This window comes from Agromyces subbeticus DSM 16689, from assembly GCF_000421565.1.
GTDB classification, from domain to species: Bacteria; Actinomycetota; Actinomycetes; order Actinomycetales; family Microbacteriaceae; genus Agromyces; species Agromyces subbeticus.
Genome location: NZ_ATXG01000018.1, coordinates 1 through 26,253, shown reverse-complemented (window position 1 = coordinate 26,253; position 26,253 = coordinate 1). Strand labels below are relative to the sequence as shown.

Sequence of the window (26,253 nt, the reverse complement as noted above, 5' to 3'; positions counted from 1 at the left end):
CGACGTTCTCGCCCATACGACCTTACTACTTGGCGGCGAGCTGCTCGCCCAGCCGAACGAGCGTGCGCACGGCGACGCCGGTGGCCCCCGTGCCGGTGAATCCGAAGCCGCCACCCGTGTTGTCCGATGGTCCCGCGATGTCGAGGTGTGCCCAGGGGATCCGCTCGTCGCTGCCGTCTCGCTTGCCCACGAACTCCTGCAGGAAGACGCCGGCCAGGAGCATGCCGGGCACCGTCATGCCGAGCTTCGTGTTCGTGAGGTCGGCGACGTTCGACTTCAGGTACGGCATGAGATCACGGGGGAGCGGCATCGGCCAGGTGCGTTCGTCGACCGCCTCGGCGGCGTCGCGCACACTCGCCACGAGTGCGTCGTCACCCATGAGACCGGCGATGCGATGCCCGAGCGCAACGACCTGCGCGCCGGTGAGGGTCGCGACGTCGACGATGGCATCGGGCTGTTCCTCGCTCGCGGCGACCAGGCCGTCGGCCAGCACCAGCCGGCCCTCGGCATCGGTGTTCAGCACCTCGACGGTCTTGCCGCCGCGGATGCGCAGCACGTCGTTGGGCCGTACGGCGGTCGATGAAGGAAGGTTCTCGGCGATGCAGAGCCACCCCGTGACGCGAATCGGCACGTCGAGCTCGGCGAGCGCGACCATCGCGGAGAGCACGGTCGCCGCGCCGGCCATGTCGGTCTTCATGCCGACGAGCGAGTTCATCGGCTTCAGCGAGAGGCCGCCCGAGTCGTAGGTGATGCCCTTGCCGACGAGGGCGAGGTGCACGGATGCCCCGGCCGGAGCGTACTCGAGGCGCACGAGTCGTGGCCCTCGGCTGGAACCCTGGCCCACCGCGAGGATGCCGCCGAAGCCGTCGGCGGCGAGCTCGGCCTCGTTCCACACCCGTGAGGTGATGCCGACGCCGGCGGCGGCCTCGACGGCCAGGTCGGCGAGACGTGCCGGGAACAGGTCGAGGGGCGGCATGTTGACGAGGTCCTTCGTGCGGGCGACGGCTGCGACGACCGAGCGCACGCGATCGAGATTGACGGCGGCCTCGTCGAAGGAGCTGTGCAGGATGATGCCGGTCGGTCGCGGTTTCGCCTCGGAGCGGTACTCGTCGTAGCCGTACGCGCCGAGCGCCGCGCCCTCAAGGAGCGCAGCGGCCTGATCGGCGTCATCGGTCGGTACGGCGAGCGCCACGGTGATGGCGCCCTTCACCTGGCGCAGTGCGCTGCCGGCCGCGAGGCGGAGGCTCGCGGCATCCGCTCGCTCGCCGATGCCCGCGACGACCACGACGCGTGGCCCGCCCTCGGGTGCCGGGATGCGTACGAACTCCTCGGCGGCACCGGTGATATCGAGCAACTCGAGAAGCGGCGCCACCCACTCGAACCCGCCCTCGGCGAGGAGCTCGGGCCCCGCAGCGCCCGTTCGTGCGGCGATCACGACGACATCGGCGTCGGCGTCGGATGCGGGGGAGTCGGTCACGGAGAGGATGGGTACGGCCATGCTGCGATCGTACGTGTTCGCTCTGGGCATCACGCGGCCGACATCGATCCGGAGGCCGTCTCCGTCGACGTCGGTAGGCTGGATGCATGCGCGATCCCCGCTCCCTCTACGAGCTGAACCCCGACGTGACGGTACCCGTCGGACTCCCGCTCGTCGCCGGCCTCACGGGATTCGCCGATGCCGGCGCGGCCGTCGCCCAGACCACGGAATACCTGCTCGACACGCTCGACAGCACGGTGGTCGCCTCGTTCGATGCCGACGAGCTGCTCGACTACCGGGCACGACGGCCGATCATCCTCTTCGAGGCCGACCATCTCACCGACTACACGCCGCCGCGGCTGAGCCTCGACCTGGCAGTCGACGAGCTGGGGCAGCAGTTCCTGCTGCTCACCGGGTTCGAACCCGACTTCCAGTGGCAGCGGTTCAGCTCGGCCGTGCTCGGCCTGATCGAGCAGTTCGGAGTGTCGTCGACCACGTGGATCAACTCGATCCCGATGCCCGTTCCGCACACCCGCCCGATCGGCGTGACCGTGAGTGGCAACCGCTCCGAGCTGATCGACGCGATGTCGATCTGGCGACCGACGACCCAGGTGCCCGCCAATGCGCTGCATCTCGTCGAGTACCGCCTTCAAGAGCTCGAGCACCCGACCACCGGCTTCGTGCTTCTCATCCCGCACTACCTCTCCGATGCGGAGTACCCCTCTGCGGCGATCGCCGCTCTCGAGGCGATCAGCGCATCGACCGGTCGTATCTTCCCGACCGACGCACTGCGCGAACAGGGCCGCGAGTTCACCGCCCGCATCGATGAGCAGGTGTCGGAGAACACCGACCTGGCCAAGCTCGTCGGCACGCTCGAAGAGCGTCACGACGCCTACATGGAGGGCACGACCCTTCGGTCGCCGTTGACCGATGAAGACGGTGAGCTGCCGTCGGCCGACGAGATCGCGGCAGAACTCGAGAAGTTCCTCGCTTTCCGGCGGGGCGACGATACGCCCTACAGCATCTGACCGCCGAGGGGAATTCCGTTTCCGGCCCCGTTGTTGAGGTCAATGAGGGCGTGGCCCGTCGATCGGCGTTTGCACCGGCGCGGAGCTGTATAATGGAGGCAGGACCCGTTCTGGTCCGCAGGGCGTGACGTTGCTCACGCCGATCCCGCGGACTTGACATGGGTCCTCATAGTGTCCGAAAACGACCCGGACCGAGTGCATGAGCCGAGTACTCAGAAGAGCACACGGGCATGACGGTAGGAGAGGTTCAACGAATGGCAACGACGAAAGCCGCGACGAAGGCTGCGAGCGAGGCGGAGAAGCCCGCTGCGAAGCGCGCGCCCGCCGCGAAGTCGGGCGCCGCGAAGACGACGGCGAAGGCCGCGGCGACCCCCGCAGCGAAGACGCCGCGCGCGAGCACCGCGAAGACCGCCGCCAAGCCGCGTGGCAAGGCGAAGGCATCGAGCGACGATGGCGAAGAGGAGACAGAGGAGAACGGGGCCGTCGAGGTAGAGGTCGACACGACCGAGGCCGGCGACGACTCGGCGACGGACTCCGACGACGACGACGCGAAGCCCGTCGCCGTCGAGCCCCACCCGACCGGTGCGCTCGTGCTGCGGGCCGTCGACGACGAAGACGATGTGCCGGTCTACTCGAGCGCCATCACCGGCGCCACGGCCGACCCCGTCAAGGACTACCTGAAGCAGATCGGCAAGGTCGCGCTCCTGAACGCGGCCGAAGAGGTCGAGCTGGCCATGCGCATCGAGGCGGGTCTCTTCGCCGAAGAGAAGCTGTCGCACATGACCGATGCCGAGAAGCGTTCGCAGCTCGGTCGCGAACTGCAGTGGGTCGCGAAAGACGGCCAGCGCGCCAAGAGTCACCTCCTCGGGGCGAACCTGCGTCTGGTGGTCTCCCTCGCGAAGCGCTACACGGGTCGTGGCATGCAGTTCCTCGACCTGATCCAAGAGGGCAACCTGGGCCTCATCCGTGCGGTCGAGAAGTTCGACTACACCAAGGGCTTCAAGTTCTCGACCTACGCGACGTGGTGGATCCGTCAGGCGATCACTCGCGCCATGGCCGACCAGGCCCGCACCATCCGCATCCCGGTGCACATGGTCGAGGTCATCAACAAGCTCGCGCGCGTGCAGCGGCAGATGCTGCAAGACCTCGGTCGCGAGCCCACGCCCGAAGAGCTGAGCCGCGAGCTCGACATGACCCCCGAGAAGGTCATCGAGGTGCAGAAGTACGGCCGCGAGCCGATCTCGCTGCACACCCCGCTCGGTGAAGACGGCGACAGCGAGTTCGGCGACCTCATCGAGGACACCGAGGCGGTCGTCCCCGCCGACGCCGTGGGCTTCACGATGCTGCAGAAGCAGCTCGAGTCCCTGCTCGACTCGCTCTCGGAGCGCGAGGCGGGCGTGATCCGCATGCGCTTCGGCCTCGGCGACGGCATGCCCAAGACGCTCGACCAGATCGGCGACACCTTCGGCGTGACGCGTGAGCGCATCCGCCAGATCGAGTCCAAGACGATGGCGAAGCTGCGCCACCCCTCGCGCTCGCAGTCGCTCCGCGACTACCTCGAGTAGGCCGCGAGTGCGCTACGCGCCGGCGATCCTCGTCGGCAGGCTCACCCGATTCGCCGCCCGGCTGCGCAAGCCCGGCGGCGGATCGGCCGTTCCGGGGCTGGTCGTCAATCGCATCGCCCCCGGCTACCTGAAGCGCACGCTGTCGGGCTTCCCGCAGGGGCTCGTCGTCGTCTCGGGCTCGAGCGGCAAGTCGACCACGACGAAGATGCTCGTCGCCATCCTGCGCGCCCACGGGGTCGACGTGTTCACCAATCCGTCGACCGCGAACATCAGCCAGGGCCTGACCTCGGCGCTGCTCGAGCAGGCCGACTGGCGTGGCCGAGTGCCCGGTGACGTCGCGGTGCTCGAAATGGACGAGGGCCACGGCGCGCTCGTGATGCAGGGCGTCGACGCGCGCGTCGTCACCCTCATGAACGTGATGGTCGACCAGATCGACCGATTCCACGACTCCGAGATGGTCGCGGGCATGCTCGCACGCATCGCAGCACGGGCCGGTGAGGCCGTCGTCGTCAATGCCGACGACGCCTACCTCGAACGGCTCGCGGCGCGCGTACGACCGGGCGTCGCGGTGCACCGGTTCGGCGTGGCGCAGGCGGTGCTGGCCACTGCGCCTCGCGGCCTCGGGTACACCGAGACATCCGAGTCGCGCCTCGAGATCGACGAACAGCGGCCGGGCGTCAGAGTCGAATCGGTCGACGGTCGGTCGGCAACCCTCGACGACGGCCGAGACCGCGTCACCACGTCCCTTCCGGCACGCGGTGTGCACTACGCCGTCGACGCCGCGGCCGCGTATGCGACGGCCCATGCCGTGCTCGGCGATCGATTCTCGGCGAAGCTCACCACCGAGGCGCTCAGCTCGATCCCCGCGGTCTTCGGCCGCGGTGAGCGGGCGACGGTGCGCGGCCACGAGGTCGATTTCGTGCTCGTCCAGAACCCCGCGAGCTACCAGCTCAACGTCGACAGCATCGCGCCCGGCACCGAGCAGATCCTCTTCGCGGTCGGGTCCGACGTGCGCGACCCCTCGTACTTCTGGCCGACGAATGCCGCATCCCTCGGCCGGGTCAGCGTGGTCAGCGGGTCGAAGGCCGCCGAGGCGGCGCTGATGCTCGCCTACGACGGCGTCGCGATCGATCGCGTCGAGCCGGATCTCGACCGCGCACTCGATGACTTCCTCGCCATGCCGACGCCGGCGAACGGGGTGAAGACGATCGTCTTCACCGCGGACTCCATGCGCCGCACCCGCGCCCATCTCGGACTCGCAGGAGCAGAATGACCCTCACGATCGTGTCGCTGCTGCCTCGCCTCCAGAACACCAATGGCGACGCTCAGAACGCTCACGTGCTCGCTGCCCGTGCCCGCTGGGCCGGGCTCGAGGCGACCGTGGTCGACGTCGAGTCGGCGCAGGCCCTTCCCTCACGGGTCGATGCGGTCGTGCTCGGCTCCGGCAGTGACTCGGCGCTCGAGCCGAGCCGTGCTGCCCTGCTCACGATGCACGACGAATTGCGCCGCTGGGGCACCGAAGGCGTGCCGATCCTGTCGATCGGCACCGGCTGGGAACTGCTCAGCTGGGGCGTCGAGTTGCACGACGGCCGTTCGATCGAAGGGCTCGGCATCCTTCCGGGGCGCGCCGTGCCCCGCGCTGGCAGGGTCACCGGCGATCTCGTCATCGCGGCACCGCGATTGGGCGCCCTCGTGGGCTTCGAGAACCACGCGCGCGACTACGTGGGAGCCGAGGGCTCGCCACTGGGGCGCGTGCGCGCCGGCCACGGCAACGGGCGCGATTCCGGGCAGGAGGGCGCCGTCATGGGCAGCGTCTACGGCACGCATATGCACGGGCCCATCCTCGCGAAGAACCCGGTGTTCGCCGACCACCTGCTCTCGACCATCGCGGCGCGCTCCGGTCAGGAGTACACGCCCGGCGAACAGGCGCGAACCGTCGACGGGTATGCCGCGGCCGCGCGGGCCGCACAACTCGCCGTTGCCGGCGTGAGCGTTCCGGTTTCCTGAGTTCACGCGTTCCGGGCATGTCGGCGCCGATGCCGACGCAGACATGCCCGTGAAACGACGAACGCCCCGGCCGAAGCCGGGGCGTTCTGAAGTCGGTGTGGGTCAGTGACGGTCGTCGGTCAGCAGCTTGCTCGACTCGTCGTGCCAGCTGTGCGCGATCTGCGAGAGCTTCTCCTGGTGCTTGCGACCGTGGTGGGCGCAGAACAGCAGTTCGCCACTTGCGACGACGACGCGGATGTACGCCTGGGCGCCGCACGCGTCGCATCGATCGAGCGCGGTGAGCTCGTAAGGGGTCTCGAGTTCATCGACCGCACCGGTGGTCTCGGTGTATTGGGTCATGGCTCCTCCTTCGTGCTCATGCTCGGTGTTCCGTTCATCAATGAAAACACGCGGGAGGGCAGGTTCCTTCCGTTGGGCCGGGCATTTCGCTCAGCGCGTAGCGCCTGAACCGAAGTGTCGGTATGCCTCAGTAGGCTTGACCGACGTGAGCTCCGACTATTCCGCCCGCCATCTCTCCGTGCTCGAGGGCCTCGAGGCCGTGCGCAAGCGGCCAGGCATGTACATCGGTTCGACCGATTCCCGAGGCCTCATGCACTGCCTCTGGGAGATCATCGACAACTCCGTCGACGAGGCGCTCGCGGGTCACGGCAACGAGATCGGCGTGACGCTGCACCCTGACGGCAGCGTCGAGGTGCGCGACCAGGCCAGGGGCATCCCCGTCGACATCGAGCCGAAGACCGGGCTCTCGGGTGTCGAGGTCGTGTTCACGAAGCTGCACGCCGGTGGCAAGTTCGGCTCAGGCTCCTACGCGGCCTCCGGCGGGCTGCACGGCGTCGGGGCATCCGTCGTGAATGCGCTCTCGGAGCGGCTCGACGTCGAGGTCGATCGCGACGGCAAGACCTGGGCGATGTCGTTCCACCGAGGCGAGCCGGGCAACTTCGCCGACTCCGGCGCTCCCTCGCCCGACGCACCGTTCACCCCCTTCGAGAAGCGAAGCGAGCTTCGCGTCGTCGGCAAGGTTGCCAAGGGCGTCACCGGAACCCGCATCCGGTACTGGGCCGACCGGCAGATCTTCACCAAGGGCGCCGAGTTCCAGACCGAAGAACTGCTCTCACGCGCACGCCAGACCGCGTTCCTCGTGCCGGGCATCGCGCTCGACGTCACCGACGAGCGCGGCGAGACACCGCACACGACGTCGTTCCAGTTCGAGGGCGGCATCTCGGAGTTCGTCGAGCACCTGGCGACGGATGCCCCGATCACCGATGTGTGGCGCCTGACGGGCACCGGGGAGTTCACCGAGACCGTGCCGGTGCTCACCGACGGGGGAGCGATGGTGCCCACCGAGCTGCGACGCGAGTGCACCGTCGACATCGCGCTGCGCTGGGGCACCGGCTACGAGACCGTCATGCGGTCGTTCGTGAACATCATCGCGACACCGAAGGGCGGCACGCACCAGGCGGGCTTCGATCAGGGGCTGCTGAAGTTCCTCCGCCAGCAGGTCGAACAGAACGCCCGGCGCCTGAAGGCGGGCAACGACAAGCTCGAGAAAGACGACGTGCTCGCCGGTCTCACCGCGGTCGTCACGGTTCGACTGCCCGAGCCGCAGTTCGAGGGCCAGACGAAAGAGGTGCTCGGCACACCTGCCGTACGTGCGATCGTCGCCAACGTGCTGACGAAAGAGCTCGGCGCTCGCTTCTCCTCGACGAAGCGCGACGACAAGGCGCAGTCGTCGCTGCTGCTCGACAAGGTCGTGGCCGAGATGAAGTCGCGCATCTCGGCGCGGGCGCACAAAGAGACCCAGCGCCGCAAGAACGCGCTCGAGAGCTCGTCGCTGCCGGCCAAGCTCGTCGACTGCCGTTCGAACGACGTCGCGCAGAGTGAACTGTTCATCGTCGAGGGTGACTCGGCACTGGGCACCGCGAAGCTCGCCCGTGACAGCGAACACCAGGCGCTGTTGCCGATCCGCGGCAAGATCCTGAACGTGCAGAAGGCGAGCGTCGCCGACATGCTCGGCAATGCCGAGTGCGCGTCGATCATCCAGGTGATCGGTGCGGGTTCCGGCCGCAGCTTCGACCTCGAGACCGCTCGATACGGCAAGGTCATCCTGATGGCCGACGCCGACGTCGACGGTGCGCACATCCGCACGCTGCTGCTCACGCTCTTCTTCCGCTACATGCGCCCGATGATCGAGCACGGTCGCGTCTTCGCGGCCGTGCCGCCGCTGCACCGGGTCGTCGTCATGAATCCCGGATCGAAGCCGAACGAGACGATCTACACCTATTCCGAAGCCGAGCTGAAGGGCGTGCTCGCGACGCTCGACCGCCAGAAGAAGCGCTACCAAGACCCGATCCAGCGATACAAGGGCCTCGGCGAGATGGATGCCGACCAGCTCGCGACCACCACGATGGATCGTCGTCAGCGCACCCTCCGCAAGGTCGGCATCGGCGACGTCGAGAATGCCGGGCGCGTCTTCGAACTCCTCATGGGCACCGACGTGGCGCCGCGCAAGGAGTTCATCATCGACAGCGCGGATGCGCTGGAGCGCGACCGCATCGACGCGTGATCAGGATGCCGCGGGCCGGATGTTCTGGTTGAGATGGAAGACATTCTCGGGATCGTAGGTCGTCTTCACCTCGGTCAAACGGGCGAGCTTCGCTTCGGGATACGCCCGCCGGAGTCCGTGCTCGCCGTCGTCGCCGAGCACGTTCACGTAGGCGCCACTCGCGAACCCGTCCATTGTCGCGGCGTACGCTCGGGCTGCGTTCATGCGCAGCTCGTCGTCGGTGGGATCGCGCCAGCGTGAAGCGGCGACGAACTCGAAAGCCGCATCGCGCCTCGAGAATGCGCTCTCGCCATCGGCCGCATCGGCGATCGCTCCTCCGTACGCCTGCAGGCTCACGTCGGGAAGGCCGTCGGCGTCGCGGGCGAGCAGTGTGTCGATGAGCTGATCGCTCAGCTCGTTGAAGTAGTGGCCCTTCCAGTACCTGCGCCAGGCGTGGCCCTTCACCTCGTCTTCGCGCGACTGCAGCTGCAGATACGACATCGGCTCGACCGAACGGCGCTCGGGGGAGCCGACGGCGGTCAGCGCATCATCGAAGATCGCTGCGAGCGCGCTGCCTTCGCCGGGCTCGCCGACCCAGACGAAGCCCAGGTTCACGGTGGCGCCGCCGATGGTTGCCGTGTACGTCGCTTCGCGCGGCGCAGAACGGCTCAGATCCCTCCAGAGGCGCATCGGCGGGCCGGCCTCGGCAAGCGGGTACTGGAGCTCGACGACGACCACATGACCCGGCTGAGGATGCAGCGCGAACTCGAACTCGGTGACGACCCCGAAGTTGCCCCCGCCGCCGCGAAGGGCCCAGAACAGTTCAGGATGCGAGTCGGCGTCGGCCCGGAGCCGCTCGCCACTGGCCACGACGACCTCGAACGAGACGACGTTGTCGCAGGCCAGGCCGTACTGGCGCGCCAGCCACCCCATGCCGCCCCCGAGCGTGAGCCCGCCGACGCCCGTGTGCGACACATTGCCCGCCGTCGTCGCGAGTCCGAAGCGCTGCGCGGCGCGATCGAGTTCGCCGAGCAGCGCGCCGCCCTGCACGCGTGCGCGGCGACCAGCGGGATCCACCGTGACCGCGCCCATCGGCTGCAGGTCGATCATGAGCCCGTCATGAGCGACCGCGTGCCCCACGATGCCGTGACCACCGCAGCGAACGCTGATGTCGAGATGCTCGTTCGCAGCGAATCGCACCGCCTCGGCGACGTCGTCGGCATCGAGGCACTGCACGATGTACCGCGGCCGGCGATCGATCATGCCGTTCCAGACCGTTCGCGCCTCGTCGTAGTCGATGTCGCCGGGTTCGAGAACGCGCCCTCGAATCGCGTCGCGCAGGATCGTCGAGCTCATTCAGCACTCCGTTCAGGCAGTGGCGCGCCCACTGCCGACAGCCGCGGGCGAGGGATGCAGCCACGGCTGAATATGCTCCTCACCAGCTCGGCCGTCAAGCATCGCATCGCGAGCCGGTCGAGGTGTCAGCCGATGCGCGTGCCGATCGCACCGACCACTGCCTCGAGCGGCTGGCCCGATGCATCGCGTTTGGCGCCGGGATCGGGCAGGGTTCGAGCCGAGCCGTCGGGGCCCACGGCGAGTGCGGGGGAGCGGCCGACCCACGCGAGGTGCAACGCGTCTTCACCCTTCAGGAAACGCTGTGCGCGCACGCCGCCGGTCGCGCGGCCCTTCGCGGGGAACTCCGCGAGTTCGCTCACCTTCGCGCTGCCGGGGTCGGTGCCGAGCAGGGTGTCGGTGCTGGCGGCGATCGTCACGACGACCGAGTCCGCAGCGGCATCGGCGGGGAGGCTCGTGAAATGGATCACGTGCGCTCCGGCGCCGAGGTTGATTCCGGCCATGCCGCCCGCCGGGCAGCCCTGCGGTCGCACCGCCGAGGCGGCGAATCGCAGCAACTGGGCGTCAGAGGCGACGAAGACGAGCTCGTCGCTCTCGTCGCCCTGCACCGCGCCGACGACCTCGTCGCCCGCCTTGAGGCCGATGACCTCGAACTCGGGCTTTCCGGGATACGCGCCGGTGGCGACGCGCTTCACGATGCCCTGTTTCGTGCCGAGCGCGATCGAGCGATCGGCATCGAGCGACACGATCGCGAGCACCTTCTCGTCGCGATTCGGCAGTGCGAGGTAGTCACCGATCTTGACGCCGGCGCCGAGCTGCACCGAGGTCGGTGGCAGCATCGGCAGATCGACCGGTGTGAAGCGGATGAGCCGGCCGAGGCTCGTGACCGCGCCGATCTCGGCCCGACTCGTCGTGTCGAGCACCGAGCGAATGGCGTCGTGCTTGCTGCGACGCGCCGGCGCCGTGATGGTGGGGGCACCGTCGTCGCCGATGGGCAGGTCGACCCGGGCGATGCGCCCGGTGGCCGAGAGGAAGACCCGGCACGGGACATCCGCGACCTCGAGCACGGCCGCTGCTCGCTTGGCCGCCGCGCCGGCGATGCTCGGTCGGGCGTCGGTCAGAAGAGTGCGGCGCGGGGTGCCGAAGCGTTCGGAGATCTCGGCCAGTTCGTCGGAGACCAGGGCCTCGATGCGGTGCCGGCTCGAGAGCAGGGCCTCGAGCTCGGCGATCTCGGCGCGGAGCTTGTCGCGTTCGGCCTCGAGCTCGATGCGCGAGAACTTCGTGAGCCGGCGCAGCTGCAGCTCGAGGATGTAGTCGGCCTGAACCTGGCTGAGGTCGAAGACCTCGATGAGGCGGGCGCGGGCCGCGGCGGTGTCGTCGCTGCCGCGGATGAGCTGGATGACCTCGTCGATGTCGAGGATCGCGATGAGGAGGCCGTCGACGAGATGCAGGCGCTCCCGCTTGCGGGCGAGGCGGTACTCGGAGCGGCGCGTCACGACCGAGATGCGGTGGGCGACGTAGACCTGCAGCAGCTCGCGCAGGCCGAGCGTCTGCGGGCCGCCGTCGACAAGCGCGACATTGTTGATGTTGAACGAGTCTTCGAGCGGGGTCAGGCGGTAGAGCTGCTCGAGCACGGCCTCGGGGCTGAAGCCCGTCTTGATGCCGATGACGAGACGCAGGCCGTGGGTGCGGTCGGTGAGGTCGGTGACATCGGAGATGCCGCTGATCTTCTTCGCATTGACGCCGTCTTTGATCTTCTCGATGACCTTCTCAGGGCCGACGAGGTACGGCAGCTCGGTGACGACGAGGCCCGTCTTGCGCGCCGTGATCGACTCGACGCTGACCTTGGCGCGCGTCTTGAAGCTGCCGCGACCGGTGGCGTAGGCGTCTTTGATGCCGGACAGGCCGACGATCATGCCGCCGGTGGGCAGATCGGGGCCGGGAACGTACTCCATGAGATCGTCGAGCGTCGCGTTCGGGTGCGCGATCAGGTGGCGCGCGGCCCCGATGACCTCGATCAGGTTGTGCGGCGCCATGTTGGTCGCCATGCCCACGGCGATGCCGCTCGCGCCGTTGACGAGCAGGTTGGGGTAGGCGGCGGGAAGCACCTCTGGCTGCGTGAGCTGGTTGTCGTAGTTCGGCACGAAGTCGACGACGTTCTCGTCGAGCCCCTCGGTCATCGCGAGCGCCGGCGAGGCGAGGCGAGCCTCGGTGTAGCGCGGTGCCGCGGGGCCGTCGTCGAGCGAGCCGAAGTTGCCGTGGCCATCGATGAGCGGCACCCGCAGGGTGAAAGCCTGGGCCATGCGCACGAGCGCGTCGTAGATCGCCGTGTCGCCGTGCGGGTGCAGCTTGCCCATGACCTCGCCGACGACGCGAGCCGACTTCACGTGACCGCGGTCTGGCCGCAGCCCCATTTCAGTCATCTGGTAGAGGATGCGGCGCTGCACGGGCTTCAGCCCGTCGCGTGCGTCTGGCAGCGCGCGCGAATAGATGACGGAGTACGCGTATTCGAGGAACGAGCCCTGCATCTCGGTGGCGACGTCGACATCTTCGATGCGCTCGACGATCGGGTCTTGCGCGGGCTGATTCTTGGCTCGGGTCATCCGTCGTCTCTGGGGCGGGCGTGCGGGCACGCAGGGAACAGGGGCGCGCCCTGCCTATGGAAGACTGGGCGCGATGTCTGCCATGCTACCGCTGCCCGCCGACACCGCCCCGCGCCTTGCCGGGGTGCTCGGCAGCTCGTTCGCGAGCCTGCGGGGCCTTCCGAACGACTTCGACCTTCCGCTCGCGTCGAGCGCGGTCGTCGTGCTCGTCGACGGGCTGGGAGCCGCGAACATCCAGGCTCGCTCCGGGCACGCGCGCTTCCTCGCTGCACGCATGGCCAAGCGCGACGTGATCCGCACCGTCTTCCCATCGACGACCGCCGCCGCAATCGCGACGTTCGCCACCGGGCGACGACCGGGCGAGCACGGCCTGGTCGGCTACCGGGTGCTCGACGCCGAACACGATCGCCTCGTCAACCAGCTGAGCGGGTGGGACGACGGCATGCGCCCCGAGACGTGGCAGCGGGTGCCGACCCTGTTCGAGTCCATGCGCGAGGAGGGCATCCCGAGCTATGCCGTCGGTGCAGCGCGATACTCGGACTCGGGCTTCACGCAAGCGGTGCTCCGCGGTGCGGAGTATCGCTCCGCGGCGTCCATCGCCGATCGCTTCGCCGAGGCCGAGCGTCTCGTGTCGACCGGAGGGCCCGCGCTCGTGTACCTTTACGTGCCCGAGCTCGACCAGGCGGCGCACGCCCACGGCTGGCAGTCCGATCGGTGGCTGACGCACCTCGAGACCCTCGACGCCGAACTCGCCGACTTCGAACGACGGATGCCCCGTGGCACCGGCCTGCTCGTCACGGCCGACCACGGGGTCATCGACGTGCCGGAGCACCGTCACGTCTTCATCGATGCGCAGCCCGAGCTGCTCGACGGCGTGCGTCATGTCGGGGGAGAACCGCGATGCCTCTCGCTCTACTTCGAGCCCGGGCTGCCCGAGGCGGGGCGCTCCGTCGTCGTCGACCGTTGGAGGGTCGCCGAGGGGCGGAGGTCGTGGGTGCTGAGCCGGCAGGAGGCGATCGACGCCGGGCTCTACGGGCCGGTCGTCGATGATGCCGTTCGTTCGCGCATCGGCGACATCGTCGTCGCGGCACGTGCCGGCATCGCCTACTACGACCGCCGTGAGGCCAACCGTCAGGCGGAGGCCATGATCGGCCAGCACGGTTCGCTCAGCGACGACGAGACGCGGGTGCCGCTCATCCGCGGCGGCGTGTTCGCTCGGAACTGACGCCGCCGCGGCATCCGATCACGCGGGGTACTGACCGCGCTTGACCTGCGGCTTCGGCAGGCGAAGCGGGCGCAGCTGCAGGGCACGCATCGCCGCGTACCAGCGCACACGTTCGACCTTGTCTGCGCCGAATTTCGTGGCGAGCTTCTTCGTCAGGATGAAGCCGAGCACGACGGAGTCGATGACGGCCACGAGGAAGAATGCCCAGAGGGCGAGGATGCCGATCGACTGCACCTCTGCCATCGGCACGAAGGTCAACAGGATCACGGCGAACATCACCGGGATCAGGACCTCGCCGATGCTGAAGCGGGCGTCGACGTAGTCGCGCACGTACTTCTTCTGCGGGCCCCGGTCGCGGGCAGGCAGGTAGCGCTCATCGCCGAGCGCCATGCCCACCCGGGCGCGCTCTCTCGATTCGCTCGCCTTGGCACGGGCCTGCTTCGCGGCCTCTTTGCGGTCGTTCGGCACGAGCGGTCGCTTGCGGGCGGCCTCTTGCTGGGCGCGACTGGGCGTCGGCGTGCCCTTGCCGGCTTTCAGGCGGGCTTGGGTCTCTTCGAGCGTCTCTGCGCCCGGTTCATCGGTGTTGTTCGGCTGCTTGGCCACGGGAGTCCTCGAATCGGTTCCCCTTAAGATTACCGGCATGACCGAGTCTCTTCCCGCCGACGGCGCGACCACCGACCTCCCGACGACGAGCGACGCCCTGCGCGGCGCCGTCGAAGCCGCTTTTCCCGCCACGATCGCCGATCTCACGCGCCTCGTGAAGATCCCGTCCGTCTCGTGGGCGGCGTTCGATGCGGCGCACGTGGAGGCGAGCGCCGAGGCCGTCGCCGAGCTCGTGCGCGGGCTCGGTGTCTTCGATCTCGTCGAGATCCGGCGCGCCGCGATCGGCGACGAAGCGGATGCCCCGATGGGCAAGCCGGCCGTCGTGGCTCGCCGAGCCGCGCGCAACGGGCGACCCACCGTGCTGCTCTACGCCCACCACGACGTGCAGCCCCCCGGCGACGACACCGACTGGGAGTCGACGCCGTTCGAGCCGACGCTTCGCGGCGACCGGCTGTACGGCCGCGGCGCGGCGGACGACAAGGCCGGCGTGATGGCGCATATCGGCGCGATCCGGGCGATCACCGAGGTGCTCGGTGCCGACTTCGACCTCGGCATCGCGCTCTTCATCGAGGGCGAAGAGGAGTCGGGCTCCCTGTCGTTCGCGAACTTCCTCCGCGAGAACCGCGACGTGCTCGAAGCCGATGCGATCGTCGTCGCCGACTCGGGCAACTGGGATCTCGAGACGCCGTCGCTCACGGTCGCCCTGCGCGGTGCGGTCGCCTTCCGGCTGCGCGTGTCGACGCTCGCCCACGCCTCGCACTCGGGCATGTTCGGCGGCGCGGTGCCCGACGCGATGCTCGCCGCCATCCAGTTGCTCGCGACGCTGCACGACGCCGACGGATCCGTCGCCGTCGAGGGGCTGACCTCGGCCGACCTCGAGACGCCGGCCTACGACGAAGCGCAACTGCGCGCCGAGACCGGCCTGCTCGACGGCGTCACGCCGATCGGCACCGGCACGATCCTCTCCCGGATCTGGGCCCAGCCGTCGATCACGATCACGGGCATCGATGCGCCGACCGTGGCCAATGCCTCGAACACGCTCGTGCCGAGTGTCGCCGTGCGGCTGAGTGCGCGTGTCGCCCCAGGCCAGACGGATGTCGATGCGCTGGCTGCCATTCGATCGCACCTCGAGCAGCACGTGCCGTTCGGCGCCAAGCTCGAGTTCGACGCGTTCGAACTCGGTCAGCCCTTCCTCGTCGACACCTCGGGATGGGCGGTCGCCGAGTCGAACGCCGCGATGGAGGAGGCATGGGGAAAGGCCCCGGTCGAGATCGGCGTCGGCGGCTCGATCCCGTTCATCGCCGAACTCGTCGCGGAGTTCCCCTCGGCGCAGATCCTCGTGACGGGTGTCGAAGACCCTGATTCCCGCGCGCACAGCCCGAACGAGTCGCTGCACCTCGGCGTCTTCCAGCGGGCGCTCCTCGCCGAAGCGCTGTTTCTGGCGCGTCTCGACGCGCGAAGCGAAGATTCCTGAGCGCGTGCCGGACGCGGTCTCCGTTTCGGCGGTTACCATAGGAGAAGGTTCCGCGTTCCCTGACGCACCGAGGAGAGACATGAGCGACACGATCATCGAGACCGCGCACGGCGTCAAGCTGAGCGACCCCGCCGCCGACAAGGTGCGCAGCCTCCTCGAGCAGGAGGGTCGCGACGACCTCCGCCTGCGGGTCGCCGTGCAGCCGGGCGGCTGCTCGGGCCTGATCTACCAGCTGTACTTCGACGAGCGGCTCCTCGACGGTGACGCCGTCGTCGATTTCGAGGGCGTCGAGGTCGTCGTCGACAAGATGAGCGTGCCGTATCTCGATGGGGCGTCGATCGACTTCGAAGACACCATCCAGAAGCAGGGGTTCACGATCGACAACCCCAATGCCGAAGGCAGCTGCGCATGTGGTGACTCGTTCCACTGAGCCACCCCACGACTGCTCCGAAGGGAGGCCGCAATCGCGGCCTCCCTTCGGTGTTTTCGGCCGATCGCGGGTGAATTCGGCGGTGCGCCGCGCCCGACACCGCGTTCGGATGCACGCCCCGGGGGTCGAGTCGGAGTAGGCTAGACATCGATCAACGCGCTTCACTGTGAAGCGCCTTCGAGTCTCCCGAAAGGTCACCGGTGCGCCACAATCGCCGTCTCCGATGGGCTGCTATTCCTATCGCAGCGTCGCTCAGCCTCGTACTCGCAGGGTGCACGCAGGCTCAGTTGAACGGATTCCTCCCCGGATTCGTCGAGGGGGAGGCGCCGGTCACGAACCACACCGAGCGCGTCTCCGGACTCTGGGTCACGTCGTGGATCGTCCTGTTGATCGTGGGTGTCATCACGTGGGGCCTGACGATCTGGGCGATCGTGGCCTACCGGCGCCGCAAGGGCCAGACCGGCCTGCCGGTGCAGCTTCGGTACAACATGCCGATCGAGGTCTTCTACACGATCATCCCGTTGATCCTCGTGCTGGGCTTCTTCGCCTTCACGGCACGTGATCAAGCGGCGATCGAGCAGCGCTTCGCCGAGGAAGACATCGACGTCAAGGTCGAGGTCATCGCCAAGCAGTGGGCCTGGGACTTCAACTACGTCAACGAAGACGTCTACTCTCCCGGCATCCAGGGCCAGCTCTCCGACGAGGGCCCGAAGGGCTCGCTCGTGCAGTCCGAGCTGCCGACCCTCTATCTGCCCGTCGGCGCCAATGTCGAGATCGAGCTCGAGTCCCGCGACGTGATCCACTCGTTCTGGGTGGTCGACTTCCTGTACAAGAAAGACATGTACCCGGGCAAGACCAACTACATGTCGTTCGTGCCCGAGCGTGAAGGCACCTACGCGGGCAAGTGCGCCGAGCTCTGCGGCGAGTACCACTCGCTGATGCTCTTCAACGTCGAGGTCGTCTCGCAGGGCGAATACGACGACTACATCGAGTCGCTTCGCGACGCCGGCCAAGAGGGCCAGTTGTCGAACGAATACGACCGCAACCAGAACATGCCCGGCACGGGCGCGCCCGAATTGAAAGAGGAGCACTAAGCCGCGATGAGCACCACGACCGCACCGGCTCGCCCCTCAGCGAGCACGCTTCCGTTCGGCGCATCCAAGGTCGAACGCAAGGGCAACATCCTCGTCAAGTGGATCACGTCCACCGACCACAAGGTCATCGGGTACATGTACCTGATCACCGCGTTCATCTACTTCTGCATCGGCGGCGTGATGGCGCTGATCATCAGGGCGCAGCTCTTCGAGCCCGGCCTCGAGATCATCCAGACGCGCGAGCAGTACAACCAGCTCTTCACGATGCACGGCACGATCATGCTGCTCATGTTCGCGACCCCGCTGTTCGCGGGCTTCGCCAACGTGCTCATGCCGCTGCAGATCGGTGCGCCCGACGTCGCCTTCCCGCGACTGAACGCGTTCGCCTACTGGCTCTTCAACTTCGGCTCGCTGATGGCCGTCGCCGGCTTCTTCACCCCCCAGGGTGCGGCATCGTTCGGCTGGTTCGCCTATCAACCACTGGCGTCGACGACCTTCTCGCCAGGAGTGGGCGGCAATCTCTGGATGCTCGGCCTGGGTCTCTCGGGCTTCGGCACCATCCTCGGCGCGGTGAACTTCATCACCACGATCATCACGATGCGCGCGCCGGGCATGACGATGTTCCGCATGCCGATCTTCACGTGGAACACGCTCGTGACCTCGATCCTCGTGCTGATGGCCTTCCCGGTGCTGGCCGCTGCGATCCTGGCCGCCGGCGCCGACCGCATCTTCGGCGCGCATGTGTTCGATCCGGCCAATGGCGGTGTGATCCTCTGGCAGCACCTCTTCTGGTTCTTCGGACACCCCGAGGTGTACATCATCGCGCTGCCGTTCTTCGGCATCGTCTCAGAGATCTTCCCGGTCTTCAGCCGCAAGCCGATCTTCGGATACAAGACGCTGATCTACGCGACCATCGCCATCGCCGCGCTCTCGGTGACCGTATGGGCGCACCACATGTACGTCACGGGATCGGTGCTGCTGCCGTTCTTCGCGCTCATGACAATGCTCATCGCCGTGCCGACCGGCGTGAAGATCTTCAACTGGATCGGCACGATGTGGCGAGGCTCCATTACGTTCGAGACCCCGTTGATCTGGTCGCTCGGCTTCTTGATCACCTTCGTCTTCGGAGGCCTCACCGGCGTGATTCTCGCATCGCCGCCGCTCGACTTCCACGTCTCCGACACCTACTTCGTCGTCGCGCACTTCCACTACGTCGTGTTCGGCACCGTGGTGTTCGCGATGTTCGCCGGCTTCTACTTCTGGTGGCCGAAGTGGACCGGCAAGATGCTGAACGAGACGCTCGGCAAGTGGCACTTCTGGTTGCTGTTCATCGGCTTCCACACGACGTTCCTCATCCAGCACTGGCTCGGAGTCGTCGCCATGCCCCGCCGGTACTACTCGTACCTGCCCGAAGACAACATCACCTGGATGAACCAGCTGTCGACGATCGGCGCGGGCATCCTCGCGATCTCGATGATCCCGTTCTTCCTGAACGTGTACCTCACCGCTCGTCGGGCTCCGAAGGTCACGGTCAACGACCCGTGGGGCTACGGCGGTTCGCTCGAGTGGGCGACCAGCTGCCCGCCGCCGCGCCACAACTTCACGTCGATCCCGCGCATCCGTTCGGAGCGCCCGGCCTTCGACCTGAACCACCCCGAGGCCGGCATCCCGGTCGGCATCGGACCGGCGAAGGATGCCCCGCAGGCGCCCACCTATGACGCCGCGACGGAGGAGATCAAGTAATGCGCGCCAACGTCAACCTGTTCTGGATCCTGACGGTCTTCCTGCTGCTGGTCGCCGGAACGTACGTCATGTGGAGCTGGGCCGACAACGCGGCCAACGGGCTCGACCACCCCGAGTGGGCCGGCTCGGTCGCGATCACACTCACGGCCGTGCTGAGCGCCTTCATCGCGTTCTACCTCGGTCGAGTGCACAAGGCGCAGGGCGCGGAGCTTCCCGAAGACCGCCTCGACGCGAACATCGACGACGGTGACGCCGAGCTCGGCTTCTTCAGCCCGTGGAGCTGGTGGCCGATCATGCTCGCCGGCGCCGCAGCGCTGATGTTCCTCGGACTCGCGATCGGATTCTGGATCTCGTTCATCGCCGTCGGGCTGGGCGTCATCAGCCTCGTCGGCTGGGTCTACGAGTACTACCGCGGAAACTTCGCTCGCTGACGATCGGCGATCTCCAGAACGGCCCCGGTGCGAACTCGCACCGGGGCCGTTCTGCGTTCCTCCCGACGCTGATCGACGGCCGAATGACCAGGTTGGTGGGTGCGGTCTGAGCTCACCGAACGACTGCTGGTGCTAATCAGCACCGGCAGTCGAGCCCCGTTCGAAGACGACGACGTCGACCGAGACGGTCACCGTCAGCTGGGCATCGATGGGCGATGGGTCAGCGGCGTCGTCAGCGGCGTTCGCGCGGTGGTGGGCTGCTGGCCCCATATCGACCAGTTGGACCCTGAGTTCGGCATCGGTGTCGAGAAGGTACTCGACGCGCGTCGTCTGCCGCAGATCGAAGCCGGCCGCGCTGAACTGCTCGGTCACACGATCGGCCTTGCCCTCGGGGACGTCGAGTGTCGCACCGAGTCGCCGGAGCTCGGTGAAGTGCGCAGCGCTCGGCACGACGACGATGAGAATGCCCGCGGCCCGTACGATGCGAGCGAACTCGGGCGCGTTGCGCGGTGCGAAGACGTTGATGGCGACATCCGCTGTGCCGTCGCGAACGGGGAGGGGGCGCCACAGATCGAGCACCACGCCGGTCGCACGGGGCACGGCACGTGTGGCCAGGCGTACCGCAGTGGGGGATCGATCGGCCAGCAGCACCGAGGCACCCGTCAGCTCCGCTGCGAGCGCGCCCGCGTAGTAGCCGGTGCCGCAGCCGAGGTCGACGATCCTCAAATCGTCACTCGAGCCGGCGACCTTGTCGTCGTCGCCGCCGTCGTCGGAGCGAGAGGGCCGCCGCACGGCGTGCTGACGTGCGGCCGCCACGATCGCCGCGGCGATCGGCGCGTACGCCCCAGACGCCAGGAGCGCGGCACGGGCGTCGAGCATGGCGCGATCGTCACCGACAGTGCGTGGAGCGCGTGGGGGGAGCAGCGTCACGATCTCGTGCTTCGCGACGTCGAACCGGTGTCCGGAGTCGCAGCCGAGCACGCGCTCGGTGATTGCCTCGAGATCGTGAAAACAGTTCGGGCACCGCAGCCAGGTCGAATCGATCGACATGAGTGCGGTGCCCGAATCCGTCTGGCGGATCGTCAGTGGTGGGTGTCGTGGCCGGACTCGAGCTCGCTCCTCGTGACCGGCGCGATGCGATCCTCGAAGAACCAGCGCGAGAGCGCGGCGCGCGTGCGCTCACCGCCGGTGATCTTGCCGCGGGCGTTGGGGCGGAGCATGAGCGGCGCGTAGCTCTCTTGGCTCACGAGCCTCCAGCGGTCGTACTCGTCGAGAGGCTGGTGCACCTCGATGAACTCGCCACCGGGAAGCTTCACGATGCGGCCCGACTCGTAGCCGTGCAACACGATCTCGCGATCCTTCTTCTGCAGTGCGATGCACACGCGCTTCGTGATGAAGTACGCGATGAACGGACCGACGATCACGGTCGCCTGGAGCGCGTGGATCACGCCTTCCATCGTGAGCGAGAAGTGCGTGGCGAGGATGTCGGAGCTCGCTGCCGCCCAGAGGCCGGCATAGAACGTGACGCCCGCTGCACCGATCGCCGTGCGAGTCGGAGCGTTGCGCGGACGGTCGGCGATGTGGTGCTCGCGCTTGTCGCCCTTGACCCAGGCCTCGATGAACGGGTAGATCAGCACGGTGACGATGAAGCCACCGAGCACGACCAGCGGAACGATGATGTTGAACGACCAGGTGCGGTCGAGCCAGACGAACTCCCAGCCCGGCGGAATCAACCGCAGGGCGCCGTCGGCGAAACCGATGTACCAGTCGGGCTGGGTGCCGGCCGAGACGGGGGAGGGGTCGTACGGGCCGTAGTTCCAGATCGGGTTGATCGTGAACATCGAGGCGATGAGCGCGAGCACGCCGAACACGATGAAGAAGAAGCCACCGGCCTTCGCCGCGTAGATCGGCATGATGGGCGGGCCGACTGCGTTCTGCTGCGTCTTGCCCGGGCCAGCGTACTGCGTGTGCTTGTGCACGACGACGAAGACGAGGTGCAGCGCGACGAGCGCGACCACGAGTGCCGGCAGCAGCAGGATGTGCAGTGTGTAGAGCCGTCCGACGATCTGCGTGCCGGGGAACTCGCCGCCGAAGATCAGGAAGGAGGTCCACGTGCCGATCAGCGGGATGCCCTTGACCATGCCGTCGATGATGCGGAGACCGTTGCCCGAGAGCAGGTCGTCGGGCAGCGAGTAGCCGGTGAAGCCCTCGGCCATCGCGAGGATGAAGAGGATGAACCCGATCACCCAGTTCAACTCACGCGGCTTGCGGAATGCGCCGGTGAAGAAGATGCGCAGCATGTGCAGGCCGATGGCGGCCACGAACAGCAGCGCCGCCCAGTGGTGCATCTGGCGCACGAACAGGCCGCCGCGGATGTCGAAGGAGATGTCGAGGGTCGACGCCATCGCAACCGACATCTCGACGCCCTTGAGTGGCACGTAGGAGCCGTCGTAGTGCACCTCGGCCATCGAAGCCTGGAAGAAGAACGTCAGGAACGTGCCGGAGATCAGCACGACGACGAAGCTGAAGAGCGCGACCTCGCCGAGAAGGAACGACCAGTGGTCGGGGAACGCCTTGCGACCGAGCTCCTTGACGAAGCCCGCGATGCTCGTGCGCTCGTTGACGTAGACGGATGCAGCCGCGGTGAACGACCGCTTCTGCGGCGCGGTGGCGGACGGTGCGGTGCTCAATGACGCTCCCAGAAGCTCGGGCCGACGGGTTCGGTGAAGTCGCTCTGCGCGATGAGGTAGCCCTCATCGTCGACGGCGATCGGGAGCTGCGGAAGCGGACGCTTCGCCGGGCCGAAGATCACCTCGCAGTGGTTCGCCACGTCGAACTGCGACTGGTGGCACGGGCAGAGCAGGTGGTGCGTGTGCTGCTCGTAGAGTGCCACCGGGCATCCGACGTGCGTGCAGATCTTCGAGTAGGCGACGATGCCGTCGTACGACCACGTCTTGCGGTCGGGAAGTTCGTTGAGCTCGTCGGGCTCGAGGCGCATGAGCAGCACCGCGGCCTTCGCCTTCTCTTCGAGCTTGCCGTGCTCGAGTTCACTGAGGCCCTCGGGAATGACGTGGAAGGCGCTGCCGATCGTGACGTCGGACGCCTTGATGGGCACACCCGACGGGTCGAGTGCGAGGCGGGTGCCCTTCTTCCACATGGTGTGGCTGAGCTGTTCGACCGGAATCTGGTCTTGCGGGGCGAAGCCGCGGAAGAGCACGACCGCGGGCAGCGGGAAGACGAGCAGGGCGCCGATGAGGCTGTTGCGGATCGCGGTGCGGCGCGTGAAGCCCGATTCGCGATCGGAGTCGGTGAAGACCTTGACGGCCGCCGCCTGTGTCTCGGGAGCGCCGCCGATCGGGTGGCGCTCGTCGACCAGTTCGACGTCGGCCATGATCGCCTTGCCCCAGTGCACCACGCCGAAGCCGATGGCCAGCAGGGCGAGCGCAGAGCCGAGTCCGAAGAACATGTTGTTCAGGCGAACCGCGCCGACGTCGTTGGACTCGATCGGGAAGAGCATGTACGCCGCGATGGCCCAGATGCTGCCGACGATCGAGAGGTAGAAGAGCGTGTACACGGTGCGCTGGGCCCGGTTCGCACGCTTCGGATTCTCGTCGGTGACGCGGGGACGGTGCGGCGGGAAGCCGGGATTCTCGAATGAATCGGCCACGATGACCGCAGTTCCGGGCGAGACATCGATGTCGTGCGCGGCGTGCGACGAGTCGGCAGCGGCGAGCTCGGCGCCGCTGTGGTCGTCCTGTGCCATGGTTCTCCTTCTTCAGCTACTTCGATGCCGGGCGAGCGCTAGTTGGACTTCGCCGTGATCCACACGGTGATCGCGACGATCGCGCCGAGACCGAAGATCCAGATGAACAGGCCCTCTGCGACCGGCCCGAGCGAGCCGAGTTCGATACCGCCGGGCGAGCGGTTGTCTTGCACGTACTTGAGGTACGTGATCACGTCGCGCTTGTCTTCCGGCGAGATGTTCAGGTCGTTGAACACCGGCATGTTCTGCGGTCCGGTGACCATCGCCTCGTAGATGTGCACGCCCGAGACATCCGTCAGCGGAGGAGCGAACTTGCCCTGGGTGAGAGCGCCGCCCGCACCGGCCACGTTGTGGCACATCGCGCAGTTGATGCGGAACAGCTCTGCACCGTTGGCGGCATCTCCGCCGCCGTTGGTGAGGTGGTCGGAGGGGATGTCGGGGCCGGGGCCGAGCGATGCGACGTAGTACGCCAGCTGCTTGACCTGCTCATCGGTGAACTGCACCGGCTTCTCGAGCGCCTGCGGCCCCTGCATCTGCATCGGCATGCGACCGGTGCCGACCTGGAAGTCGACCGCTGCAGCGCCGACGCCGACGAGGCTCGGGCCGTTGTCGGTGCCCTGCGCGGCGAGGCCGTGGCAGGTGGCGCAGTTGGCGGCGAAGAGCTTCTTGCCCTCTTCGATCGTCTGCTGCGAGCTGGGGTCGGCCTCGGCCTGCGCGACGGTGCCGGTGCTGAGCGCGGCGTAGGCGCCACCGGTGAAGACGAGGCCGAGCGCGAGGAGCGCGACGGTGGCGAGCGGGTGCCGGCGTCCGGTGCGTCGCTTCTGGCGAGTCATGGGTATCTTCCTGTTCACGGGCATGCTGTGCTGACGCTCCTGGTGCGGCTTACTTGAGGACGTAGATGACGAGGAACAGCCCGATCCAGACGACGTCGACGAAGTGCCAGTAGTACGAGACGACGATCGCGCTCGTCGCTTCGCGGTGACCGAAGTTCTTGACCGCGAAGACGCGGCCGATCACGAAGAGGAAGGCGAGCAGGCCGCCGGTGACGTGCAGGCCGTGGAACCCGGTGGTCAGGTAGAACGCCGAGCCGTAGGCATTGGAGTCGATCGCGATGCCCTCTGAGACCAGCGTGGCGTATTCCCACACCTGGCCGGCGACGAAGATCGCGCCCATGGCATAGGTGAGGAAGAACCACTCGACCATGCCCCACTGGGTCGGTTTCCACCCGGTCGCATACGGCTGCAGGCGCTCGGCGGCGAAGACGCCGAACTGGCAGGTGAACGACGACAGCACGAGGATGATCGTGTTCGTCAGCGAGAACGGGAAGTTCAGCCGGTCGGCCTCGAACGCCCAGAGATCTGGCGATGTCGACCGCAGGGTGAAGTAGATCGCGAAGAGGCCCGCGAAGAACATGACCTCGCTGCCGAGCCAGACGATCGTGCCCACCGCAACGGTGTTCGGTCGTTTGATCAGGGGCGCGCTCGCCTGATAAGTGATTGAGGTGCTCGTCACGCATCCCATTATGGCTGAAACGAGGCCTGAGTTTTCGTCATCCGGGGGAGTCGTGTCCCCTCACGGCGGTAAGGCAACCCTAAGTCGCGCTGTGGGAAGGCCGCCAATTCGCCGTGAATGCCGCAGATAGGATCAACGCATGCCTGCACGACAGAACTGGCCCGACATCCTGAATTCCCTCCTCGAGGGCACCGATCTGAGCGTTTCGGATGCCGCGTGGTGCATGGAGCAGGTCATGACGGGTGAGATCAGCGAGGCGCAGCTGGCCGCCTTCCTCATCGCATTGCGCGTGAAAGGGGAGACCGTCGACGAGATCGTCGGCTTCCGAGACGCGATCCTCGAGCACGCCGTGGCGTTGCCGGTCGATCCGATGGCACTCGACATCGTCGGCACCGGCGGCGACCGCTTCGGCACGGTCAACGTCTCGACGATGGCGTCGATCGTCGCTGCGGCATCCGGAGTTCCGGTCATCAAGCACGGCAACCGCGCCGCGAGCTCGTCGTCGGGATCGTCGGACGTGCTGGCGGCACTCGGACTCGACCTCGACCTGCCCGCCGAGCGCGTCGCCGCAGTGCTCGGCGATGCGGGCATCACCTTCGCCTACGCCGCGGCGTTCCATCCCGGTTTCCGGCATGCCGGCCGGGTCCGTGCCGAACTGGGTGTGCCCACGGTGTTCAACTTCCTCGGGCCGCTCGTGAACCCGGCGCGCCCTGAGGCCTCGGCGGTCGGAGTCGCGCAGCTCGACCGGGTTCCGCTCATCGTCGGCGTATTCCAGACCCGCGGTGCGACGGCCCTCGTGTTCCGCGGCGACGACGGGCTCGACGAGCTCACCACGACCGGGCACAGTCACATGTGGGAGGTGTCGCTGGGCACGGTCAAGGAGCACGACCTCGATCCGCGCGACCTCGGCATCAAGCGAGCCACGATCGACCAACTCGAAGGCGGCGACGCCAGCCACAACGCGGGAATCGTGCACGAGGTGCTGGCAGGTGCCCGCGGCCCCGTTCGCGACATCGTCGTGCTGAACGCCGCTGCCGGGCTCGTCGCGTTCGAGCTGGCGAAGGACCCGGGCCAGTTGCAGCGTGCGATCCTCGACCGCTTCGCCGAGAAGATCGCCGTCGCCGAAGCAGCGATCGACAGCGGCGCGGCTGCTCGCAAGCTCGAGCAGTGGATCGCGTCGACGAAGGTCTGAGCAACGGCCTCTGGCCCTCGTCGACGCGATCCGCGTCTCACTTCACGTCGTCGTCGACCCAGTCGAAGGTCTTCGTGACGGCCTTCTTCCACAGGCGGATCTGGCGATCGCGCTCGGCGCCGTCCATCTTCGGCTCCCAGCGGGAATCCTCCTGCCAGTTGGCGCGCAGCTCGTCGAGGCTCGACCAGAAGCCGACCGCGAGACCGGCTGC

Annotated in this window: 22 protein-coding genes and 2 pseudogenes; 12 read left to right on the top strand and 12 right to left on the bottom strand. The window is 67.6% G+C overall.

Features of this window, described 5'->3' with window-relative positions:
• Positions 1–25 precede the first annotated feature (25 nt).
• On the bottom strand, positions 26–1,498 hold the full coding sequence (locus H521_RS0118170) for a leucyl aminopeptidase (protein WP_026482460.1): 1,473 nt from the start codon (positions 1,496–1,498) through the stop codon (positions 26–28).
• A gap of 86 nt (positions 1,499–1,584) precedes the next feature.
• On the opposite strand from H521_RS0118170, the gene H521_RS0118165 reads away from it, so the two are divergent.
• The 4 genes from H521_RS0118165 to H521_RS24225 all read left to right on the top strand — a co-directional run bounded on the left by H521_RS0118165 (position 1,585) and on the right by H521_RS24225 (position 6,077).
• Positions 1,585–2,505, top strand: coding sequence for a proteasome assembly chaperone family protein (locus H521_RS0118165; RefSeq protein WP_022894441.1), 921 nt, complete (start codon positions 1,585–1,587; stop codon positions 2,503–2,505).
• A gap of 254 nt (positions 2,506–2,759) precedes the next feature.
• Positions 2,760–4,070 carry an RNA polymerase sigma factor gene (locus H521_RS0118160; RefSeq protein ID WP_022894440.1) on the top strand — a complete coding sequence of 437 codons (1,311 nt, stop codon included), beginning with the start codon at positions 2,760–2,762 and terminating at the stop codon, positions 4,068–4,070.
• A gap of 7 nt (positions 4,071–4,077) precedes the next feature.
• The gene (locus H521_RS24230; protein ID WP_022894439.1) at positions 4,078–5,343 is read left to right on the top strand and encodes a Mur ligase family protein; all 1,266 of its coding nucleotides are present in this window, start codon (positions 4,078–4,080) and stop codon (positions 5,341–5,343) included.
• Positions 5,340–6,077, top strand: coding sequence for a type 1 glutamine amidotransferase (locus H521_RS24225; protein ID WP_022894438.1), 738 nt, complete (start codon positions 5,340–5,342; stop codon positions 6,075–6,077). The genes H521_RS24230 and H521_RS24225 overlap by 4 nt, the downstream gene beginning before the upstream one ends.
• A 102-nt stretch (positions 6,078–6,179) precedes the next feature.
• On the opposite strand, the gene H521_RS0118145 is transcribed toward H521_RS24225, so the two are convergent.
• Complete coding sequence (locus H521_RS0118145; protein ID WP_022894437.1) at positions 6,180–6,416, bottom strand: DUF7455 domain-containing protein; 237 nt, start codon at positions 6,414–6,416, stop codon at positions 6,180–6,182.
• 145 nt (positions 6,417–6,561) lie between these two features.
• Here H521_RS0118145 and H521_RS0118140 point away from each other — a divergent pair, with 145 nt between their 5' ends.
• Positions 6,562–8,640 carry a DNA gyrase/topoisomerase IV subunit B gene (locus tag H521_RS0118140; RefSeq protein WP_026482459.1) on the top strand — a complete coding sequence of 693 codons (2,079 nt, stop codon included), beginning with the start codon at positions 6,562–6,564 and terminating at the stop codon, positions 8,638–8,640.
• Here H521_RS0118140 and H521_RS0118135 read toward each other — a convergent pair whose 3' ends face one another.
• Both H521_RS0118135 and H521_RS0118130 read right to left on the bottom strand, forming a co-directional pair.
• Positions 8,641–9,975, bottom strand: a complete 1,335-nt coding sequence (locus tag H521_RS0118135) for an FAD-binding oxidoreductase (protein WP_022894435.1) — start codon at positions 9,973–9,975, stop codon at positions 8,641–8,643.
• Positions 9,976–10,100: 125 nt separating this feature from the next.
• Entirely contained in the window at positions 10,101–12,575 is a 2,475-nt protein-coding gene (locus H521_RS0118130; RefSeq protein ID WP_022894434.1) for a DNA gyrase/topoisomerase IV subunit A, read from the bottom strand.
• 73 nt (positions 12,576–12,648) lie between these two features.
• On the opposite strand from H521_RS0118130, the gene H521_RS0118125 reads away from it, so the two are divergent.
• On the top strand, positions 12,649–13,800 hold the full coding sequence (locus tag H521_RS0118125) for an alkaline phosphatase family protein (protein ID WP_022894433.1): 1,152 nt from the start codon (positions 12,649–12,651) through the stop codon (positions 13,798–13,800).
• Positions 13,801–13,818: 18 nt separating this feature from the next.
• On the opposite strand, the gene H521_RS0118120 is transcribed toward H521_RS0118125, so the two are convergent.
• Entirely contained in the window at positions 13,819–14,403 is a 585-nt protein-coding gene (locus H521_RS0118120) for a DUF3043 domain-containing protein (RefSeq protein WP_022894432.1), read from the bottom strand.
• Between the two features lie 37 nt (positions 14,404–14,440).
• Between H521_RS0118120 and H521_RS0118115 the strand changes: the two genes are divergently transcribed.
• The 5 genes from H521_RS0118115 (at position 14,441) to H521_RS0118095 (ending at position 19,575) form a co-directional block, all read left to right on the top strand.
• Positions 14,441–15,877 (top strand): dipeptidase, encoded by a 1,437-nt coding sequence (locus tag H521_RS0118115; RefSeq protein ID WP_022894431.1) that lies wholly within the window; start codon positions 14,441–14,443, stop codon positions 15,875–15,877.
• 79 nt (positions 15,878–15,956) lie between these two features.
• A complete protein-coding gene (gene erpA / locus H521_RS0118110; protein WP_022894430.1) occupies positions 15,957–16,307 on the top strand; it encodes an iron-sulfur cluster insertion protein ErpA in 351 nt (116 codons plus the stop codon).
• Between the two features lie 200 nt (positions 16,308–16,507).
• Complete coding sequence (gene ctaC / locus H521_RS0118105; RefSeq protein ID WP_022894429.1) at positions 16,508–17,401, top strand: aa3-type cytochrome oxidase subunit II; 894 nt, start codon at positions 16,508–16,510, stop codon at positions 17,399–17,401.
• Positions 17,402–17,407: 6 nt separating this feature from the next.
• The gene (ctaD, locus tag H521_RS0118100; RefSeq protein WP_022894428.1) at positions 17,408–19,144 is read left to right on the top strand and encodes an aa3-type cytochrome oxidase subunit I; all 1,737 of its coding nucleotides are present in this window, start codon (positions 17,408–17,410) and stop codon (positions 19,142–19,144) included.
• Positions 19,144–19,575, top strand: coding sequence for a cytochrome c oxidase subunit 4 (locus H521_RS0118095; RefSeq protein ID WP_022894427.1), 432 nt, complete (start codon positions 19,144–19,146; stop codon positions 19,573–19,575). Before ctaD ends, H521_RS0118095 begins: the two co-directional genes overlap by 1 nt.
• Before the next feature lie 132 nt (positions 19,576–19,707).
• Here the strand turns inward: H521_RS0118095 and H521_RS0118090 are convergent, their stop codons facing one another.
• The 6 genes and pseudogenes from H521_RS0118090 to ctaE form a co-directional block, all read right to left on the bottom strand.
• Entirely contained in the window at positions 19,708–20,454 is a 747-nt protein-coding gene (locus H521_RS0118090; protein WP_245561019.1) for a methyltransferase domain-containing protein, read from the bottom strand.
• Positions 20,455–20,502: 48 nt separating this feature from the next.
• Positions 20,503–20,625 (bottom strand): annotated as a pseudogene (locus H521_RS26695) (putative RNA methyltransferase); the annotation flags it as partial.
• 32 nt (positions 20,626–20,657) lie between these two features.
• Complete coding sequence (gene qcrB, locus H521_RS0118085) at positions 20,658–22,265, bottom strand: cytochrome bc1 complex cytochrome b subunit (RefSeq protein WP_022894425.1); 1,608 nt, start codon at positions 22,263–22,265, stop codon at positions 20,658–20,660.
• Positions 22,262–23,338, bottom strand: coding sequence for a cytochrome bc1 complex Rieske iron-sulfur subunit (gene qcrA, locus H521_RS0118080; RefSeq protein WP_022894424.1), 1,077 nt, complete (start codon positions 23,336–23,338; stop codon positions 22,262–22,264). Before qcrA ends, qcrB begins: the two co-directional genes overlap by 4 nt.
• 38 nt (positions 23,339–23,376) lie before the next feature.
• On the bottom strand, positions 23,377–24,171 hold the full coding sequence (gene qcrC / locus H521_RS0118075; protein ID WP_022894423.1) for a cytochrome bc1 complex diheme cytochrome c subunit: 795 nt from the start codon (positions 24,169–24,171) through the stop codon (positions 23,377–23,379).
• Positions 24,172–24,220: 49 nt separating this feature from the next.
• Complete coding sequence (gene ctaE, locus H521_RS0118070) at positions 24,221–24,859, bottom strand: aa3-type cytochrome oxidase subunit III (RefSeq protein ID WP_022894422.1); 639 nt, start codon at positions 24,857–24,859, stop codon at positions 24,221–24,223.
• A gap of 130 nt (positions 24,860–24,989) precedes the next feature.
• Here ctaE and trpD point away from each other — a divergent pair, with 130 nt between their 5' ends.
• Positions 24,990–26,042: an anthranilate phosphoribosyltransferase gene (gene trpD, locus H521_RS0118065; RefSeq protein WP_022894421.1), complete on the top strand. Its 1,053-nt coding sequence runs from the start codon at positions 24,990–24,992 to the stop codon at positions 26,040–26,042.
• A 37-nt stretch (positions 26,043–26,079) separates the two neighbouring features.
• Here trpD and H521_RS26525 read toward each other — a convergent pair.
• Positions 26,080–26,253, bottom strand: a pseudogene (locus H521_RS26525) (glycerol kinase); the annotation flags it as partial.